The organism is Anaeromusa acidaminophila DSM 3853, assembly GCF_000374545.1.
Lineage (GTDB): Bacteria > Bacillota > Negativicutes > Anaeromusales > Anaeromusaceae > Anaeromusa > Anaeromusa acidaminophila.
Map to the genome: position 1 here is coordinate 249302 of NZ_KB894582.1, position 18267 is coordinate 267568.

At 52.1% G+C, this 18267-nt stretch carries 15 protein-coding genes; 6 read left to right on the forward strand and 9 right to left on the reverse strand.

What is annotated here, in order from left to right; all coding sequences use genetic code 11:
- Window positions 1-112: 112 nt before the first annotated feature.
- From C508_RS0101280 to C508_RS0101300, 5 genes are all read right to left on the reverse strand, one after another.
- Window positions 113-1831 (reverse strand): methyl-accepting chemotaxis protein, encoded by a 1719-nt coding sequence (locus C508_RS0101280; protein ID WP_018701717.1) that lies wholly within the window; start codon window positions 1829-1831, stop codon window positions 113-115.
- A gap of 29 nt (window positions 1832-1860) precedes the next feature.
- Window positions 1861-2814, reverse strand: a complete 954-nt coding sequence (locus tag C508_RS19265; protein WP_018701718.1) for an HD-GYP domain-containing protein — start codon at window positions 2812-2814, stop codon at window positions 1861-1863.
- A gap of 206 nt (window positions 2815-3020) precedes the next feature.
- Window positions 3021-4241, reverse strand: a complete 1221-nt coding sequence (locus C508_RS0101290; RefSeq protein ID WP_018701719.1) for an ABC transporter permease — start codon at window positions 4239-4241, stop codon at window positions 3021-3023.
- A gap of 2 nt (window positions 4242-4243) precedes the next feature.
- Window positions 4244-4936: an ABC transporter ATP-binding protein gene (locus tag C508_RS0101295; protein WP_018701720.1), complete on the reverse strand. Its 693-nt coding sequence runs from the start codon at window positions 4934-4936 to the stop codon at window positions 4244-4246.
- Window positions 4937-4946: 10 nt separating this feature from the next.
- The gene (locus tag C508_RS0101300; protein ID WP_018701721.1) at window positions 4947-6047 is read right to left on the reverse strand and encodes an efflux RND transporter periplasmic adaptor subunit; all 1101 of its coding nucleotides are present in this window, start codon (window positions 6045-6047) and stop codon (window positions 4947-4949) included.
- 169 nt (window positions 6048-6216) lie between these two features.
- Here C508_RS0101300 and C508_RS0101305 point away from each other — a divergent pair, with 169 nt between their 5' ends.
- Complete coding sequence (locus C508_RS0101305) at window positions 6217-6885, forward strand: response regulator transcription factor (protein WP_018701722.1); 669 nt, start codon at window positions 6217-6219, stop codon at window positions 6883-6885.
- Entirely contained in the window at window positions 6885-8408 is a 1524-nt protein-coding gene (locus C508_RS17520) for a sensor histidine kinase (RefSeq protein ID WP_018701723.1), read from the forward strand. Before C508_RS0101305 ends, C508_RS17520 begins: the two co-directional genes overlap by 1 nt.
- A gap of 102 nt (window positions 8409-8510) precedes the next feature.
- Here the strand turns inward: C508_RS17520 and C508_RS0101315 are convergent, their stop codons facing one another.
- Window positions 8511-9146 (reverse strand): flavodoxin family protein, encoded by a 636-nt coding sequence (locus C508_RS0101315; protein ID WP_018701724.1) that lies wholly within the window; start codon window positions 9144-9146, stop codon window positions 8511-8513.
- A 128-nt stretch (window positions 9147-9274) separates the two neighbouring features.
- Here C508_RS0101315 and C508_RS0101320 point away from each other — a divergent pair, with 128 nt between their 5' ends.
- From C508_RS0101320 to C508_RS0101335, 4 genes are all read left to right on the forward strand, one after another.
- Window positions 9275-9733, forward strand: coding sequence for a hypothetical protein (locus C508_RS0101320; RefSeq protein ID WP_018701725.1), 459 nt, complete (start codon window positions 9275-9277; stop codon window positions 9731-9733).
- Window positions 9734-9895: 162 nt separating this feature from the next.
- Complete coding sequence (locus C508_RS0101325; RefSeq protein WP_018701726.1) at window positions 9896-11059, forward strand: MFS transporter; 1164 nt, start codon at window positions 9896-9898, stop codon at window positions 11057-11059.
- Window position 11060: 1 nt separating this feature from the next.
- Window positions 11061-13064 carry a molybdopterin-dependent oxidoreductase gene (locus tag C508_RS0101330; RefSeq protein WP_039796486.1) on the forward strand — a complete coding sequence of 668 codons (2004 nt, stop codon included), beginning with the start codon at window positions 11061-11063 and terminating at the stop codon, window positions 13062-13064.
- A 116-nt stretch (window positions 13065-13180) separates the two neighbouring features.
- Window positions 13181-14512: an NAD(P)-dependent oxidoreductase gene (locus C508_RS0101335; protein WP_018701728.1), complete on the forward strand. Its 1332-nt coding sequence runs from the start codon at window positions 13181-13183 to the stop codon at window positions 14510-14512.
- 72 nt (window positions 14513-14584) lie between these two features.
- Here the strand turns inward: C508_RS0101335 and C508_RS0101340 are convergent, their stop codons facing one another.
- From C508_RS0101340 to C508_RS0101350, 3 genes are all read right to left on the reverse strand, one after another.
- On the reverse strand, window positions 14585-15826 hold the full coding sequence (locus tag C508_RS0101340) for an Nramp family divalent metal transporter (protein ID WP_018701729.1): 1242 nt from the start codon (window positions 15824-15826) through the stop codon (window positions 14585-14587).
- Window positions 15827-15843: 17 nt separating this feature from the next.
- The gene (locus C508_RS0101345; protein ID WP_018701730.1) at window positions 15844-16755 is read right to left on the reverse strand and encodes an FHA domain-containing protein; all 912 of its coding nucleotides are present in this window, start codon (window positions 16753-16755) and stop codon (window positions 15844-15846) included.
- Between the two features lie 179 nt (window positions 16756-16934).
- Window positions 16935-18140: an MFS transporter gene (locus C508_RS0101350; protein ID WP_018701731.1), complete on the reverse strand. Its 1206-nt coding sequence runs from the start codon at window positions 18138-18140 to the stop codon at window positions 16935-16937.
- Window positions 18141-18267 lie beyond the last annotated feature (127 nt).

Consider the following 18267-nt stretch of genomic DNA (forward strand, 5'->3'; position numbering starts at 1 on the left):
CCACAAAAACGTGACGGTTTTGTGACAATGCGTAGACAGAAAAACGAAAAACCGATCTTATTACCGGCAAGCGGCAATAAGATCGGTTTCATTCTTTAAAGCAAGCGAGAAGTTAGACTTTAAACTCGTGTACTCTGGCGGAAAGCTGCTCCGCCAGTTGGGCTAATTCACGTCCGGCCGAGGCCACTTCATCCATCGAAGAAGCTTGCTCTTCCATGGCGGAGGATACCTGCTGGATTTCGCTGTTAATATGGTGAGTCGCTTCGTCAATTTGCGCTGCCGAATCGACGATGCTTTGGGATCCCTTAGCGGTTTCATCGACGGCGCGGCTGATTTCCTGCATTTCTGCAGCTAGGTTTTCAATGGAGGCGACAATTTCGGAGAATTGTCTGCCTGCGGCGTCAACGCTAGTGGCGCCATCCAACAGAACGGAACTTGCATTATTCGTAGTAGCAAGCGCTTGGGTCATGCTGCGTTCGTTTTCGGCAATCAATTCACCGATATTACCGGCTGCTTTGGCGCTGTCTTCGGCTAATTTGCGTACTTCTTCGGCAACGACGGCAAAGCCGCGTCCGGCTTCGCCGGCCCGGGCCGCTTCAATTGCTGCGTTTAGCGCCAAGAGATTAGTCTGGTCGGCAATGGCGGTAATGACGCCGACAATTTCCGCGATCTTTTTAGAGCCTGCTTCTAGCTGGGTCATTGTTTCTTTGACGGCTGCGGAATTTTGAGCGGCGTCTTGGATTTTATGTACGGCTTCCCGAACGGCGGCGCCGCCGTCTTCGGCCGTTTTGGCGGCTGCGGCCGCTTCTTGAGCTAGATTTTCTACGGTAGCCGAAACTTCCTGGGTGCTGGCGGAAATTTCTTGAATGGCTGCCGAGGTTTTTTCTACGTGCCGCTGCTGGCATTGGGCCGCTTCGGCGACAATGGACAGAGAGGCTGTAATTTGCTGCGCTGCTTCAGCGCATTGCGCTTCGTTAGCGGTTAATTCTTCCGCCGCAGCGGCAACTTGATCCGCGGAAGTGATGGAAGTGCTCACTAAATGACGCAGTTTTCCTTGCATACCGTTAAAAGAATGGGTTAGCTGGCCGATTTCGTCTTGCCCTTCAATAGCGAGGTCTTTACCGGATAAATCGCCTGCAGCTACATCGCCGGCGCGGCGAGTAACCGCTTGCAGGGAAGAAGAAATATGTCCTGCTAACCAGAAGGAAAAACAAGCGCCGCAGAAAAGAGCGGCCAGGGAAAAGCCCAACAGCAGCCAACGGCTGCGCGAAGTCATGGCTTCGGCGCGTTCTTTGGCGATAAGAGCGCTTTGTTCGGCGTGATCATTTAAAGTGAGCAGCAGTTCATTAGCTTTATCTAGATTAGGCTGCGCTTGAGAAAAGTAAGTAGACCAAGCGGCTGCGTGTTGTCCTGAGTTTCGCAGCTCAAAAGCGTTCTGGCGGGCGGTAAGCGCTTTTTGATTGGCCTCTTTTGCTTGTGTCAGCAAATTTCGGTCTTCCGGACTTAAGTCGACTTTTTCCAAACGAGCGATAAGCTCTGTACGGGTTTGCGAATATTTCTCCGATTTTTTTAGTAAGTCCGTCTGCTGTTCTTGGTTTAAGGGCGCTAACAAATAGGTGGTAATCGATACTTCAATGCCGCGGGTATAGGTGCGAATGGCGTTGACCAAGGACGCTTGCTGCATTTCCTTGGCGTGCAGTGAATTCAATTCCTCCGTCAACTGATTCGTTACATAGAGTCCTACCGCGCTGCTTAAAACCAGAAATAGTCCCAACAGTCCAGCGACGCTAAGCACTTTTAAACGTATGTTCCAATCGTGAAAAGCTGACATAGTTGAACACCTCCAGGCGTAAAGCCAATTTAATGAATATCGGGTAACGAGAGCAGGCAGTCAACTATTTGTCCATCAAATTGGCTGTCGCGTCCCTGTTGGATAATGGAAAGAGCCTGTTCCGTTGACAGGGCTGTACGGTAGACTCGGTGTGCGGTGAGCGCTTCAAAAACATCGGCTACACTAAGAATGCGCGCTAGAAAAGGAATTTCGTCACCGCTGCGTTTGGTAGGATAGCCGTTGCCGTTCATCCACTCGTGATGGTAGAGAACATAGTCGGCAAGGTGTGCAAAACGGTTCACTTTGCACAGCACATCGTAGCCGATGCGCGGGTGTTCCTGAATTTGCAAGCGTTCTGTTTCGGTAAGACGGCCTGGCTTTAAGAGAACAGACTCCGGGATGCCGATTTTCCCGATGTCGTGCAAAAGAGCGGCCGTAGAAAGATCATCCAACTGAGAGGAAGATAAGCCTAACTGTTGTCCCAACTTAAGGGCGATGGCGCAGGTATTGGCGGAATGACGTCCTGTATAGGCATCACGTTTTTCAATGAGTTCTGCAAAAGCGAAAATGGTTTGTGTAAAGGTCGTTTCGTTATCTTGCTGCAAGGTCAAAGTAGCGGTAGTATCTAGATCTACCTCAAGCACATAGGCAATTTCACCGTTGCCGGCAAAGACGGGAATGGCTGTTTGCTCCAGCCGGACTAAACGCTGGTCTTCTGTAAAGTTCAGCTTTTCTTGCTTTTCCACGCGTCCGCTGGCAAATGCCTGCGCAACGGCGCACTGCGGACACGGTTCGGGACGTCCGATCCATTCGTAGCAGCGCCGGGCGTACGCTTCCGGCGGTGTTGGACCGTTGCTGCGGACAGCCGCGGCGTTGCGGTATAGTATGTAATAATTACGGTCTATTTTTGAGACCGGACAAGGAAATTGATCGAGGAGGCTTTCCGCTATGGGCAGCGGTAAGGACATAAAAGAAGCGGGCATACCTATTTCTCCTGCTGAAATGTGTAGAATCATTAAAAAAATGTTGAAAAAAGAAGCTCGTATTGTGTGCCACAATAAGAGCTTCGCAGAGTATAAATTAGTAAATATATGTTCAGTATAGCATACATAGGATGATTGAACTAGAAAACAGAGGCGAAAATACCAAAGAAGTACTATTCGGAATTAACAGAAAAGATGGCGGGCGCTTATTCATAACGCAAAGCGTCAATGGGATCTAAGAGCGCGGCTTTTCTAGCGGGATAGATACCGAAGAAAAGGCCGATCAAGACCGTAATACCGAAAGAGGCGCCGATGGAGAGGGGCGAAATAACGGTTTGCCAGCCGACAACGGAAGTAATGACATACGCAGCGCCGATGCCTAAAAAGATACCGACTAAGCCGCCGCTAACGCTGACCACCATAGCTTCAATGAGAAATTGCAACAAAATATTGCCATAGGTGGCGCCAATGGCTTTACGAATACCAATTTCCCGTGTGCGTTCGGTGACCGATACCAACATGATGTTCATAATGCCAATGCCGCCGACCAGTAGGGAAATGGCCGCAATAGCTCCTAGGAAAATAGTAATGGTGCCGGTTGTTTCCTGCATGGTGCTCATTAATGCCGTCAAATTACGTACCGTAAAGTCATTTTCCGCGGCTGCCGTTAAGCGATGGCGCGAACGCAAAAGAGCGGTAATATCTTCTTGGGCTTTGTCTAATAAATCTTCACTTTCCATTTGAACGCTGATCGAGTGGATATAGGTAATGCCCAGCAGTCGTTCCTGGGCGGTTGTAATAGGAATGATGGCAATGTCATCTTGATCTTGTCCCATGGAAGACTGGCCCTTGGCGTCTAGGACGCCGATGACGCGGAAAGGGGCCTTGTCAATGCGAATCATCTTGCCAACGGCGGAAGCGTTGCCAAAAAGATTGGTGGCAACTGTATTGCCCAGCACCACTACCCGGGCCCGGTCAGCTTCGTCTCGGCTGCTGATGAAGGAGCCCGAGGCCAGTGTATAGCTGCGGATGGCTTGTTGGTCCGGCGTCGTGCCTTGCACCGAGGTTTTCCAGTTTTGATTGCCGTAAACCAATTGATAGGAGGAACTGACTGCCGGCGCAACATTGGCGATACCGCTGACCGATTTTCCAATGGCTTTGGCGTCGCTGTAAGTAAGGGTGATGTTGGAACCAGCTGCTTGGCGTACGCCGCCGCCGGCGGAAGAACTGGCGCCAGGCATGACGACAAGAAGATTGCTGCCTAGGCTGGAAATCGAAGATTGGACTTTTTGCTGCACTCCAAGACCAATGGAAATCATGGCAATAACGGCGCCGACGCCAATGATAATGCCCAGCATGGTCAGGGCGGTGCGCAGTTTATTGGCAATTAGGCCTTCCCAGGCAATGAGTATGCTTTCCCAAAACATAGTTAGGCCTCCTTTCCGCGCTGTGTGTCTTGCACGACTTGGCCGTCGCGCATTTGAACGGTGCGCAGCGCATAGGCGGCAATATCCGGCTCATGAGTGACCATGATTAGTGTTCGGCCTTGCTGATGCAAGGCGGTGAAAATATCCATAATTTCCAAGCTGGATTTGGTATCTAAGTTGCCGGTGGGCTCGTCGGCAATGAGAATGGGCGGATCGTTAACAAGAGCCCTGGCGATGGCGACCCGCTGGCGTTGGCCGCCGGAGAGCTCATTCGGCCGATGGTGCATGCGATCGGCGAGGCCGACTTTTTCCAAATGATGTGCTGCGCGCGCTAGTCTTTCTTTTTTTGGCGCATTAGCATACACCAAAGGCAGGGCCACATTTTGCAGGGCCGACATGCGCGGCAGCAGATTGAAGTTTTGGAAAACAAAGCCCAATTTGGCGTTGCGCACAGCGGCAAGAGCGGATTCGTCCAATGTGGCTACTTCCTTGCCTTCCAACTGATAAGAGCCGCTCGTGGGGCGGTCCAGGCAGCCGACAATATTCATTAGCGTGGACTTGCCGGAGCCGGAAGAACCGATAATGGCGACAAATTCGCCTGTATCAATTTGCAAGCTGACATGGTTTAGGGCATGAACGGAGGTATCGCCCATATGATACGTTTTGGTGATGTCCTTCAAAACAATAATACTCATGACGCGCTCCTTAAATGCGAGGCGGCGGTCCCTGATTGCCGCTGGCGGTTTTGGCCTTGACCGTGGGCAAGACGACTTGCATTCCTTCTTCCAAACCGCTAATGATTTCAATTTTCTCGTCGTTGCTCAGGCCGGTTTCAACGGCTAAAGTGACTATTTTCCCGTCTTGCAGCACTTGCACGGTTTTGCGGCCGTTTTCTTCTTTGATAGCGCCGGACGGAACGGCAAGTACTTGCTCACGTTGCGAAATAAGAATGGTTACCCGCGCGGTCATGGTGGGGAATAACAGGCCTTCAGCCGAGTCTACATCTACATAGACCGGATAGTAAATGACATTGGATGACGTAGTGGCGCTGCGGGAAATATTGCTTACAACGCCAGTAAAGGTTCGGTTGGGGTAAGCGTCAACGGTAAAAGACACCTGTTGTCCGTTTTGCACCTTGCCGATGTCGGTTTCGTCCACCATAACCTTGATTTGCATTTTAGACATGTCGGCAATGGTCATGATAACTTGAGGCGTAGAAATACCTTGAGCCACTGTTTGACCTGCCGGCGTAGGCTTGCCGACAACCAGGCCGGTAATAGGGGAGGTAATAACATAGTAGCCGAGCTGGGAAGCGTAGTTGTCGTAGTTAGCTTTAGCTACAAGATAATTGGTGCGGTCCGCATCAAGCTGTTGTTCTGATTCGCCCCCCCCTGAGGCGAGCTGGCGGCTGCGGGCGTAAATGGATTCGTAGTTGGCAAGCTGCGCCCGGTATTGAGCCACTTGCGCTTGGAGGCTGCTGTCGTCAAGAACGACCAACACCTGTCCGGCGGAGACCCAGTCATTTTCTTTTACCCGCAGTTCCCGGATCAAGCCGGTTACGCGCGAAGAAATATCGACAGAGTTGACAGCGGAAATGGTGCCTGTAGCGGATACTGCGCTTTGAATGGTTTCGCGGCTGACGGATATTGTGTTGACGCTGGGAACGGAGGCCGCTTTTTGGCGCTCTTGATACCACCAGGCGCCGCCTGCTGCAAAAACGACAATAAGGGCCAAGGCAATAAATTTTTTAGGAACGGCGTGAAGCGGATTTTTAATGATGGCCACCTCCTGATAAAATGGCCGCATAGCGGCAGGGTACTTATGTATATCTTGAATTATGAATCTTCATTGTTACAGTTTTGTGTCTGTTCTGTGTCGGTCCTCTGATATTTCGCGCTAAGCCTTCGAGATGGTTGATTTTGCCTGCTGAGAACCGTATGCTAAGTAGTAGAAGATGCAAAAGGAGCGTTGTCATATGGAACGAACCATCTTGGTAGTGGATGATGAAGAGCGGATGCGCAAGCTAATCGGAGATTTTTTGCGGCGCGAAGGCTATCAGATAGTAGAAGCTGGCGATGGCCGACAGGCTCTGGAACGGTTGAGCACGGAAAAAGTGGATTTGGTGATTTTAGATGTAATGATGCCGGAACAGGACGGTTGGACCGTGTGCCGCGAGCTTCGCCGTACCAGCGACATCCCGGTAATTATGCTGACAGCGCGCAGCGAAGAGATGGACCAGCTCTTTGCCTTTGAACTGGGAGCGGACGAATATGTGACGAAGCCCTTTAGCCCCAAAATTTTGACGGCTCGCGTTAATGCGCTGTTTCGCCGCTTGGATGGCGGCGGGAGAGCTATGCTGCCGGGCGGCCTTAGTATTGACGCGGCGGCTAGACAGGTATTTGTTGACGGACAGCCGTTGGAACTTAGTCCCAAGGAATATGAGCTGCTCAACTATTTAGTGGAACATCGGGGGAAAGCGCTCAGTCGTCAACAGATTTTAAACCAAGTTTGGAATTATGACTACTATGGAGACTTGCGTACCGTTGATACTCATATTACCCGTTTGCGAGGCAAGCTGGGCGATCAAGCCGCCTTGGTGCAAACCATTCGCGGCTATGGCTATCGTTTTGAGGGGGAACGCTAATGGTTTCCATACGTACAAAGCTTTTTGTTTCCTTATTAGCGCTGGTGTCTTTTTTTGGAATTCTTGTTTGGATTGTTATTGACTTTGGCTTGGAGCGTTACTACTTATGGCAAAAAGAGTCGGTTCTGTTAGTCAGCAGCCGGGCGGTGGCGGACCAATATGACGGCGATCCGGAACATATTGAACTGGAGCTAGAGCGTTTGGCAAGTACCTTGGGCGCTGGCGTCGTTATTTTGGACAAGGATAAAAATGTAAAATATACTTCCTTTGGTCCTCTGCGCGTGCGGCGCATGACCGGAAGCATAGGACCCAATGCCAATGAGGAACTGCATGGACCGCCTAAGCATATCGATAAAGATCGACATTGGGTGGATGAGCATACCGTGGTGGAAACACAGCAGGATTTAGATCTAAAGATTGACTTTCTTGTATGGCGTCATTGGCTGCCTAACGGCGATTCGTTTATTGTGAGACAGCCGCTGGCTCCTATATCGGAAAGCGCAAATTTGGCAGCGCAGTTTATGATTTTTGCAGGCTTGATTGCGCTTTTAGCGGGAAGCTGCTGGGCGTTTCTTTTTTCCCGCCGTTTTACGGCTCCTATTTTAGAGCTGAATCGTATTGCTCAGAGCATGGCTAGACTCGATTTTTCCCAAAAGTGGACAACCCAGCGCCGAGATGAGCTGGGGGAATTGGGAAGCAGCATTAATCACTTGTCAAAACAGTTGGGGGAATCAATGGATCGATTGCAGGAGCAAAACCGTCAATTACAGGAAGATGTGGAAAAAGAACGACGCTTGGATCGGATGCGCAAGGATTTTGTTTCTGCAGTATCCCATGAGTTGAAGACTCCTTTGGCTTTGATTCTGGGTTATGCTGAGGGCTTGCAGGAACATGTGGTTATCGACGAGGAAAGTCAGCGTTACTATTGCTCCGTTATTGCCGATGAGGCGCAGAAGATGGATAAGCTGGTCAAGAGCTTGCTGAATCTGTCGCAATTGGAGAGCGGCGCCGGACATTTGCAATGGGAAGAGTTTGATCTGGCCGGTTTGGCGGTGGATGTGGCTCAAAAATATAAAGCCTTGTTAGCGGAAAAAGAGATTGATTTGACCGTGGATGCGGCAGTCCCTTGCTTTGTGTATGGAGACGTCTTGGGGGCCGAGCAAATTATAACTAATTTCCTTACTAACGCTTTTTCTCATGCTGATGGCGAGCGTAAAGTTCGTCTTTGGCTGGAGCCGACGGAGCGGCATTGGAGGCTCCAGGTGGAGAATACGGGGAAGTCTATCCCGGAAGATAGTCTGGATAAAATTTGGACCAGCTTTTATAAGGTAGATAAGGCTCGCACCCGTCAATACGGCGGCCACGGTCTAGGGTTGTCCATTGTCCGCGCCATCCAGGAAGCCCATGGCAACGCCTTTGGTGCAGAGAACACGCCGCAAGGAGTGCTCTTCTGGGCTGATTTCGACGAAATCGAGCAGATACCTGCAGATGAGGAGATTTCTTCCGGTGAGGAGAAGCAATAAAAGCAGGTTCACAGCGCCTTTTGACGCTGTGAACCTGCTGATTTATGGAGACCTTCGCTTACTCCATTTGCTTGCTCAACATTTCGTTCTCCGTAACTCGTGTTAGCGGATAAAATTAGTGAAGATTTTCTTTTCTGCACTTGGCGGCGGAACCAATTCTTTGGAGGCGTCCAACGCTTTGAGCAGCCAGGCCATGTTGCGGCCAAGAACGCGCAGTAGTTGCAAGCCTTCTTCATCCTGCAACACTTCGCCGGGCGTTGTGCCGTGAGCGATGTTCCAATAATTGGAGCCGGGGAGCAGCATTTCAGAATAGGTGATATAGTGGTTTAAGGCGTCAAAGGTGCTGCTACCGCCGCTGCGGCGTACGGCGACAACGCTGGCGCCTACCTTGTGGCGCAGCAGACCGCCGTTGACACCGGCCACATAGAAGGCTCGATCCAGAAAGCATTTCATGGTGGCGCCGATGCCAGCGTAATGAACCGGCGAGCCTAAGAGGATGCCATCAGCTTCTTTCATCTTTTGAATCCAACTGTTGAGCTCATCTCCAGGCAAAACGCATTGTTCGTTTTTGTTTCTGGCGCAGCCGTTACAGGCCGTACAGCCTCGGAGGCTACTGCTTCCGACCTGGACGATTTCAAACTCGATGCCGGCGGCACTAAGCTCTTGGCCTACAACTTGCAGAGAATGAAAGGTATTTCCTTCTTTGTGGGGGCTGCCGTTAAAGGCGACTACTTTCATGAGAAAACCTCCTTGGCCGGCCTTTTTTGGAAGGACCTGGCGTTTTCTTTTTTACAGTCTTACTTTATAATAAGAAGATATGAGGTGCAAGAACGCACTTTTTGGTGACCTAAGGAGGTAATGGTAACATGGGAACGTTAATTTACTTCGCCGCGGTGACGGTGATGTTGTATTTGGGAGAATGGCTGGGCAGCCGGGGAGGGCAGTTGGCCCTGCGTATGGCCATGAACCGGGAAGAGGCTTCCTGGCGACCGACGCTGGTGCGCACCGCGATGAGCGCGCCGCCGCTTTCCACTTTTGAACGGGGTTTGTTTATTGTGTTGATTATGGCGGTCTTGTTCGCCATTCCCTCGGAAACCTTAATTGAGAGGGTCTTTCTCTTTTTCTTCTGCGGTTTGGCGTATTCGCTGCTGCAATTGGGCTTTAGCCTGCTCAAAGGATATTGGTCGGTGAAAGACGCCGGCGATAACATGACCGAAGAAGAGCAGCGCTACTACGCCACGCAGATGGTCATGGAGAGGGGCATGCAGGCGATCGAAGAAGAAAAGAAAAAAGAAAAACTGCAAAACTCCGCTAAAGAAGAATAACCAAGGCCGCGCTAAAAGCGCGGCCCTTTTTTACGGAAGGGATGATTATACCCCTCCATTTACTCCCTCTACTCTTGTTCAAAAATTCGCGCCTTTGTCATTCTGCAGGGATGGCGCGGAACTATGTCGAAAAACAGCAAAGAAAGCAAAGGAGGCGGGCGCATGCAGGATGACGGATTCCGTTATTTGTCGAGAAACTTCATTTGCCTTTGGGCGGCGAATTTTCTCTATTTCGGCAGCTTTTATCTGCTGTTGCCTACCTTATCTCCGTATGCTGCCGCCTTGGGGGCTTCGACCTTTCAAGTGGGCTTGGTAATGGGTTTTTTTACGTTTGCATCGGTTACGATTCGGCCGCAATGCGGCGTGTTGGCCGGGACCTACGGGCGGCGGCCGGTAATGCTGGCGGGGGCAGGCTTCTTTTCTTTAGTCTTTTTTCTTTATGCCTTAGTGGATAACGTATATGTTCTCTATGCCGTGCGGGCTTTGCACGGTTTAGGACATGCCGCTTTTTTAGCGGCTGCCGCCGCGTATATCGCCGATTTAGCGCCGGTAGAAAGGCGGGGCGAGGTCATTGGCTATTACAGCCTGTCTAATATTATCTCGATGGCGGTGTTTCCTGCAGCAGGCGTTGCCTGGATGAAATACAGCCAAGATGATTTTGCCGGTTTGGTTTGGGGAGGCGGTGCAATTGCGCTGGTGGCCTGGGCGTTTGTGGCGGGGCTGCGGGAGTGTTCCACCCAAGAGTCGCGCCGGCCCGGAGCGCCCCTGAAGCAGGTGGCTGCTCGCAGGGAGGTATGGGCGTCTTCGTTAGCTTTATGGAGCGGCGCTTTGTGTTACGGCGTAGTGATTACTTTTTTACCGCTTTTCGCGCCGGCGCGAGGCATTGAAGATTTTGGCGTTTTTTTCAGCGTCTATGCTGTCAGTACCGTCGTCAGCCGAGCCGTGGCCGGCAAGCTCTCTGACCGGATCGGGCGCAAGAAGGTGATTGTGCCGTTTATGCTGGTTATGGCGGCGGCGATGCTCTTTTTGGCGCAAGTGACCAGCGTGTGGGATCTGGCCGTGGCGGGTGCGCTGTTTGGCTTTGGCTTGGGGGCGTACTTCCCTGTGCTGAACGCCTTGGTCGTGGATCATACTCCGATGCGAGATCGGGGGACGGCGCTAGGTTTTTTTACATCCTTCATGGATGTAGGTATTGCCAGCGGTGCGGTGGTGTTGGGCTTTGCCGGAGAATATCTGGGGTATGATGCCATGTTTTTCTGGGGGGCGGGGATTCTGTTTTTGACGGTTTTTGTGTTCGCCAATGCGGTAAAAAGCGAGAGGAAGTGAAATGATGCAAGAATATAAGCGTTCTGTTTGCCCTTACGATTGTCCCGATGCCTGCTCTCTGCTGGTGAAGGTGGAAAACGGACGGGCAATAGAAGTGGTTGGTGAGCCGCAGCATCCGATTACGCAGGGGAAACTCTGTCCGAAAATGCGGGATTATCCGGCGACTGTATATTCGCCAGAACGGATTTTGACGCCATTGCGGCGCACTGGCGCTAAGGGGAGCGGCGCCTTTACCCCGATTTCCTGGGAAGAGGCGATAGCGAGTATTGCCGAACAGTGGCGCGGCTTGGTGGCGCAGTACGGCGGCGAAGCTATTTTGCCGTTTTCTTACGCCGGGACGATGGGCGTGGTGCAGCGAAACGCCGGACATGCTTTCTTTCATCGCTTGGGGGCGTCGCAATTGGAGCGCACTCTGTGCTCGCCGGCCAAGGATTACGGTTGGCGGGCTATTATGGGCGGTACCAAAGGGATGCGGGTGCAGGAGACGGCGCATAGTGATTTGATTGTCATTTGGGGCGCTAACGCCGCGGCTACGTCTGTGCATTTTCTTCATTTTGTCCAACAGGCTAAGAAAAAAGGCGCTAAGGTCTGGCTGATCGATACGTATGAAACGCCGACGGCGGCGGTGGCGGATCGGGTCATTCGGCTGCAGCCTGGCAGTGATGCCGCGTTGGCTTTGGGGCTGGTGCGGCTGCTTGACGAGGAAGGCTTGAGCGATGAAGCTTTTTTAGAAGAGCATGTTCAAGGATATGAGAAGCTGCGCCAGGAGACGCTGCCGGATTATACGGCGGAGAAGGTGGCGGCTTTAACCGGCGTGACGCCGCAAGAACAGCTGGAGCTGGCGCAGGCTTTAGGGCGGGCGAAAGCGCCTTTAATCCGCATGGGCAGCGGCATGACGCGCTATGGCAACGGCGCCATGACTATACGGGCTATTCTTTGCGTGCCTGCCTGGCTGGGCGCTTGGCGGCATTTGGGCGGCGGCGCTTATGGCGATCTCAGTACAGGCGCTGCTGTCGATAAAGACGTAGTTTTGAGACCGGATCTTTTAAACCCGGCGACGCGCAGCATCAACATTAATCAATTGGGAGACGCTCTGACCAAAATGGAGCCGCCGGTTCGTTCCTTGTACGTCTACCACTGCAATCCTGCAGCGGTGGTGGCGGATCAAAATAAGGTGCTGGCCGGTTTGCGGCGAGACGATTTATTTACGGTGGTGCATGAACGCTTTTTGACGGATACCGCTCTTTTTGCGGACATTGTTCTGCCGGCGACAACGTCGTTGGAGCAGGACGATTTGTTTACCTGTTACGGGCATTACTTTGTACAGCGTTCGCCGGCGGCCATTGATCCTGTAGGCGAAGCAAAATCGAACTGGGATGTTTTTCGACTGCTTGCGGAAGCCATGGGCTTTGCCGATTTGTATGAGAAAACAGCGGTACAGATGGTGGACGCCGTTTTGGAACGGCCTACTCCTTGGCTGGAAGCGGCGGGAGTAGAAAAAATCCGCCAGGGAGAATTTGCGGAGCTGCCGCTTCCTGCGGAGTACAAGCTGCAATATTTTACTCCCTCTGGAAAAATCGAAGTGTGGAATCCTTTGGAACAAGAACCGTTGCCCCGCTGGCTGCCGCCTCATAGCGACGAGGGAGATTTATGGCTGATGACGGCGCCGAGCGTGTATGGACTCAATTCTTCTTTTCGCGAACAGCCGCGGTTGATGCAGCTGCGGGGGAAGATGAGCCTTTTGATGCATCCGGCGGATGCTGCGAAAAGAAAGCTGCAGGACGGGATGCTGGTGGAAGCTTGGAATGAACGCGGGAAGGTTTTGTTTACGCTGGCGGTGACGGACAAAGCGCAGCCAGGGGTGGTGGTGGCCGAAGGCGTGTGGAAGCTGGCGGATGCGCCCGGTTCGAATACGGTGAACGCCTTGACCTCGCAGCGCTTGACAGATCGAGCGGCGGGAAGCACGTTCTATGATACGAAAGTGTTTGTGCGCCAAGGCATGTGAAATGGTTCTTTTAAACATAAATACTTATTTTTTCTAGGCATAGCAGTTGCTTTCGGTATACTGAAAAGCATGGACAAAGGTTTTTGCAAGTAGAAAACGGAAGGAGCAGAACCTCTATGCAGAAAAATGAGGAATGGAGTTCCCCAAAATCTTTGGATTTTGAAGAGATTGACGCGGGGCTGGGAACCCGAGAAGCCATCGCGGAAGCGCGGCGTTGTTTGAACTGCCCCAAGCCGTTATGTCGCACAGGATGTCCGATTGAAAATGATATTCCTGGATTTATTCAGGCGTTATCCAAAGGAAACATAGGCGATGCTAGGGATATTTTGGCGCTGAGGAGCAATTTGCCTGCCGTTTGCGGCCGCGTTTGTCCGCATGAGAAGCAGTGCGAGGCGCATTGTGTGCTGATGAAAAAAGGCCAGGGCATCGCTATTGGCAAATTAGAACGCTTTGTGGCCGATTTTGACGCGGAAATGAATCTGGAACGTCGCCAAATACCGCTGAAAACAGAAGGTAAAGTAGCGGTGATTGGTTCCGGTCCTGCGGGACTGACCGTCGCCGGCGATTTGGCTAAGGAAGGCTTTCATGTGGTGGTGTACGAAGCTGAAGGAGAAGCTGGCGGGGTGCTGCTATACGGCATTCCTCAGTTTCGTTTACCAAAGCAGGTAGTGCGTCGCGAGGTGGAGCGCATTGCTTCGTTGGGAGTTACCTTTATTACTCGCTGCTTGGTGGGCGTTGATGTGACCGTAGACCAGCTTTTTGCGCAGGGATTTGATGCTATCTTTATCGGTACCGGTACGGCTTTGGCGAAGGAATTGGATTTGCCGGGCAAGGAGCTCCAAGGCATTGTGCAGTCCAGCTATTTCTTGCGGACTGCTACTTTGTGCCATGAAGGGGAGCTTCCAGAAAGAGAAGTCCCCGTGACCAAGGGAGAGCAAGTGCTGGTAATTGGCGCTGGCAATGTGGCTATGGATGCGGCGCGGACGGCGTTGCGTCTAGGGGCGGCTCGGGTAGGCGTTGTTTATCGGCGAACCGTAGCGGAAATGACAGCCCTCCAGGCGGAGTATGAGGCTGCGCTGGCGGAAGGGGTGGAATTTTCCTGGCAAACAGCTCCTAAAGCCTATGTGGGAGAAGCGGGACGTCTGACCGGCCTTGAGGTGGAACAGGATGGTGGGGTGAAAATTCTGTCGGCGGACAAGGTGCTCTTGGCGATCGGATCTCGTCCGGCGGCGCGCATTGTGTCTTCGACAACCGGTATTGAGGTTCAGCCGTCTGGGTATGTTATCACTAAGGAAAAGCCCTACGGCATGACCACGCGCCAAGGCGTTTTTGCCGGCGGTGACGTGGTGCATCAGCCGGCAACCGTGGTGCTAGCTATGAAAGAGGCCAAAAAAGTGGCGCAAGGCATCGCCGCCTATGTGCGAGCGGTGAAGCTGCTGCAGCCGTGAGATTGAAAAAGAGCGCTTCGATGCATTGCATCGGAGCGCTCTTTTTTATGAGATGCATCTACTCTTGTTTCCTTACAAATAGCTGTACAACAGCATGATGTTGAGGACGCTGACAATAGCGCCCACGAGCAGCAGCAGCCATTTAGTGGTAGGGCGGTTGGCGTAGTCGCCCATTACCTTTTTGGAAGAGGTTAGATAGATCTGCAGAAAAATCGTCCAGGGCAGTTGGATGCTCAGCAGCATCTGGGAATAAATAAGGCCTTGGAAGGGATCGGAAACGAAAAAGATGATGATTAGCGCTGCGATCAGTGTCAGTAAGACGCCAGCGCGGGTTTGGTTGCTGGCAGTGTCGTAGGCTTCGCCGAAAATGCCAGCGAAAATGGAGCCGCCAGCCATGCCGGCGGTAATGCTTGAGGAAAAACCGGCAAAGAGCAAAGCTACTGCAAAGACGAGGGCGGCGTGGCTTCCTAAGAGCGGTTCTAGCATAACCTGGGCTTGCTCAAGAGCGTCAACAGCGACTCCTGCCTGAAAAAAGGTGGTGGCGGCGACCAAAATCATGGCGCTGTTAATAGCCCAACCTAAGATCATGGAAAAGAGCGTGTCCAAGAACTCGAAACGAAGCTGCTTGCGGATGATTACCGGATTTTCCAGGTTCCATTGTCGGCTTTGGATGATCTCAGAATGTAAAAAAAGGTTATGCGGCATGACTACGGCGCCGAGGACACTCATGACTACCGGCAAGGAGCCTTCGGGAATGACGGGAGTAACCCAGCCGGCGGCGGCGCTGGACCAAGAAATATCTACCAGGCTGAGCTCAAAGAGAAAAGACAGGCCAATGATGGAGACAAAGCCGATAATCCACTTTTCCAGCCGTCTGTAGGAATTGGTGCCCAGCATGAACAAAACTCCCAATGTGGAAAGAATCGCGCCGTCGCGAATGCTGAGGCCGAAGAGCATGTTAAAAGCGATAGCAGCGCCTAAAATTTCCGCCATGGCGGTGGAAATGGACGCCAATACGGCGGAAGAAAGAAGCGGTCGAGAGAGCCAGGGCGGCAGGTGTTTTGTAGCCGCTTCGGAGAGGCAGAGACCTGTGGCAATGCCTAAATGAGCGACATTATGCTGCAATAGGATGAGCATGATGGTGGAGAGTGTGACCATCCAAAGCAGCAGATAACCGTAGTCAGCGCCGGCGGCGACATTAGAGGCCCAATTGCCGGGGTCAATAAAGCCAACGGTAACTAAAATTCCAGGGCCTAGGTAGCGCAGCAGCTCACGGGCGTGCTGCAGGGATGTGCGTGAAAATGAGTTGTTCATTGAAATACCTCGGATTTTCAAAGAGTAGATTCATTTGCTTTTTTTGCTAGCGCAGCTTCTTGGTCTGCAGTTAAAGCTTGGTTTTGTCCGGGAAGCAGCAAAAAGACGCTTTCGCCGATGCGAATCTTGCTTTTAAAAGGGAGCAGCACCTTTAGGTGCGGTACGGCCTTGTACCAGTGCTGACTGTCTGGCCGCTGGTAATACGTGCCATTTTTTGATTTCAAGTCTTCCAGCAATATCGGCGCGCCGTCCCCTAGGTTGGGCAACAGACGGGCATGAACTTTGGAGACTTGAAGATCGTCAAGCAGTATTTGCGCCGCTTGCGGATCTCGGCCCAAGGCTAAGCCTTCTAAGGGCAGCAGCCAAGGCGGTTTCTGATTGTCCGGCACTAGAAGCTGTATTTGAATGGAGACTGGCAGTTCAGGCGGTTTGGCCTGTGCAAGGGAAGGAGAAGAGGCGCCGCTAAGGGCCGCCTCGGCGGGAGCTTCCGGTGGCGTGGATAGAGGCGGCGTGGTTGTGAAGGCTTCCGCTGTTTCTTCGTCAAATTCGTGCGCCGCTTGCGGTTCTTCTCCGGGGAGCGAATCGTCTAAAGCCGGAAAGACAAAAAGCGGCGGCAAAAGCGTCAAACTCAGGGACCATAGCCAATAGGGACGCTTGTAAAGCGTTTTAGCCAGACGGTAAAAGAGATAGGGAGCGAAGAAGGGGTAACTTATAGGGAAAAATAAGCCCAACGCCAGCCAGGGCGACAGTCCCAATTGGCGGCAAAGAAGTACCAGGGCATAACCTGGAATCAGGTGCGGCACCCAGTCCGCATCGGTGTTGAATTTTAAGGATAAGCGGTATAACAACCAAGATTGAAAAAAATAAGCGCTAATAAAAGAAACGGAGGAACCATAAAATACCAGCTGAAAATAATCGCTTTCTTCCATGGAAGCTGTCCTCCTGTCAATATCAGTCTTTTAACGTACGAGGAATGTTTATGTTGCGTGGATATACTTTTGCAATTCTACACAGGACTACGTTTCCCTGCTCGGAATGACCGAGAACCTGGTTGTATTTTATGAAAAAAGTCTCGCTTTTTTGCCGTAGCGAGACTTTAAAAGGATTGCTAATTTCTTTGCCGTAAGCGGTCTTTTTGTACGTAGATCCAACTAGTCAATAGCAGGAAAAGCAGCGCTGTTGTCCAAAAGACGGAACTGGAGCCTAGGGTGATGGCGAGAAAGCCGCCGACTACGGGGCCGATCATGTTGCCGACGAGAGCGGCGGAGCTTGTGACGCCAAAGGCTAGGCCGCGCTGGTCCGGAGGGATGAGTAGATACGCCAGAGCGTTGACTGTTGGGAGCATAGCTCCCATGAAGAGACCGCCCAGAGCTCGGGCCAGGCCTAAAGAAAGTACGCTTCCAGCTAAGCCTTGCAGGACAAAAGAGAATGCGCTTAGAAGGCTGGCGGCCAGCAGTGTTGTTTCATAGCGCCAATACTGACTGAGGCGTCCCATGGCGGCGGAGGAAATCGCGCTGGCCAGCGCGGCGGCTGCCACAACCGCGCCGACGGCACTGGCTACATAGGCGGGGTCTACAGCCATGCGCTGCACATATAACGGCAAAATGGGGGAAATGACCTGAATTGCAAATTGAATGAGGAACATAATTACCAGCATAGCTCGCAGTCCGGGGATGGCAATCATGGCGCGAATTTGGCTGCCTATGGAAGGGCGTTTGGCGGAGCTTTGCGGCTGAAAGTCTTCCTGTACGCCTAGATGAATAATAATCAGAGACAAGATGGATAAGGCGGCAAAGGACATGAAGGATTCGGAATAGCCGAGCGTATCAGCGATAAAGCCTCCAAAAAGAGGACCAAAGGCGGCCCCGGCAATCATGGCGGTTTGATATACGCTCATGGTAAAATCAATGTGTTCCTTCGGGGTGATGCTGGTGACCAAAGCCAGTACGGCTGCGGTGAAGCCGCCGAATAGTCCCTGCAAGGCTCGCAGTACGAGCATTTCATAGACAGAGCTGGCGTAGGCCATTGCTAGCATGACTAGAAAGAAAGCGACAGTTACGCGCTCTAGCATGAGCTTGCGGCCTTTGCGGTCTGCGTAGGAGCCCCAATGGGGGCCGGAAATAGCGGCAAATAGCGGCGCGATCCCTAAAAGAAGCCCGGCCCACCATTCTTGAGCGGCCGGATCGCTAATGCCTAATTGTTCAACATATAAAGGGAGAAAGGCCAGAACGCCGGTAATGGCTCCCATGCCGCTGAATTGGGCGAACCACAGGGCGGCTAGATTTTTTTTCCACTGGGGCCAGGCGAAAAACATAGTAATACCTCCATGAGGGGCTTATTCATCGTTAGTATAGCAGACAAAAGACGGTCTGTCGCGGGAAGAAGCCAAAGCGCTAAGCAGGTAAGAAGCTCTTAGAGGGAGAATATTATAAAAGTTAGGC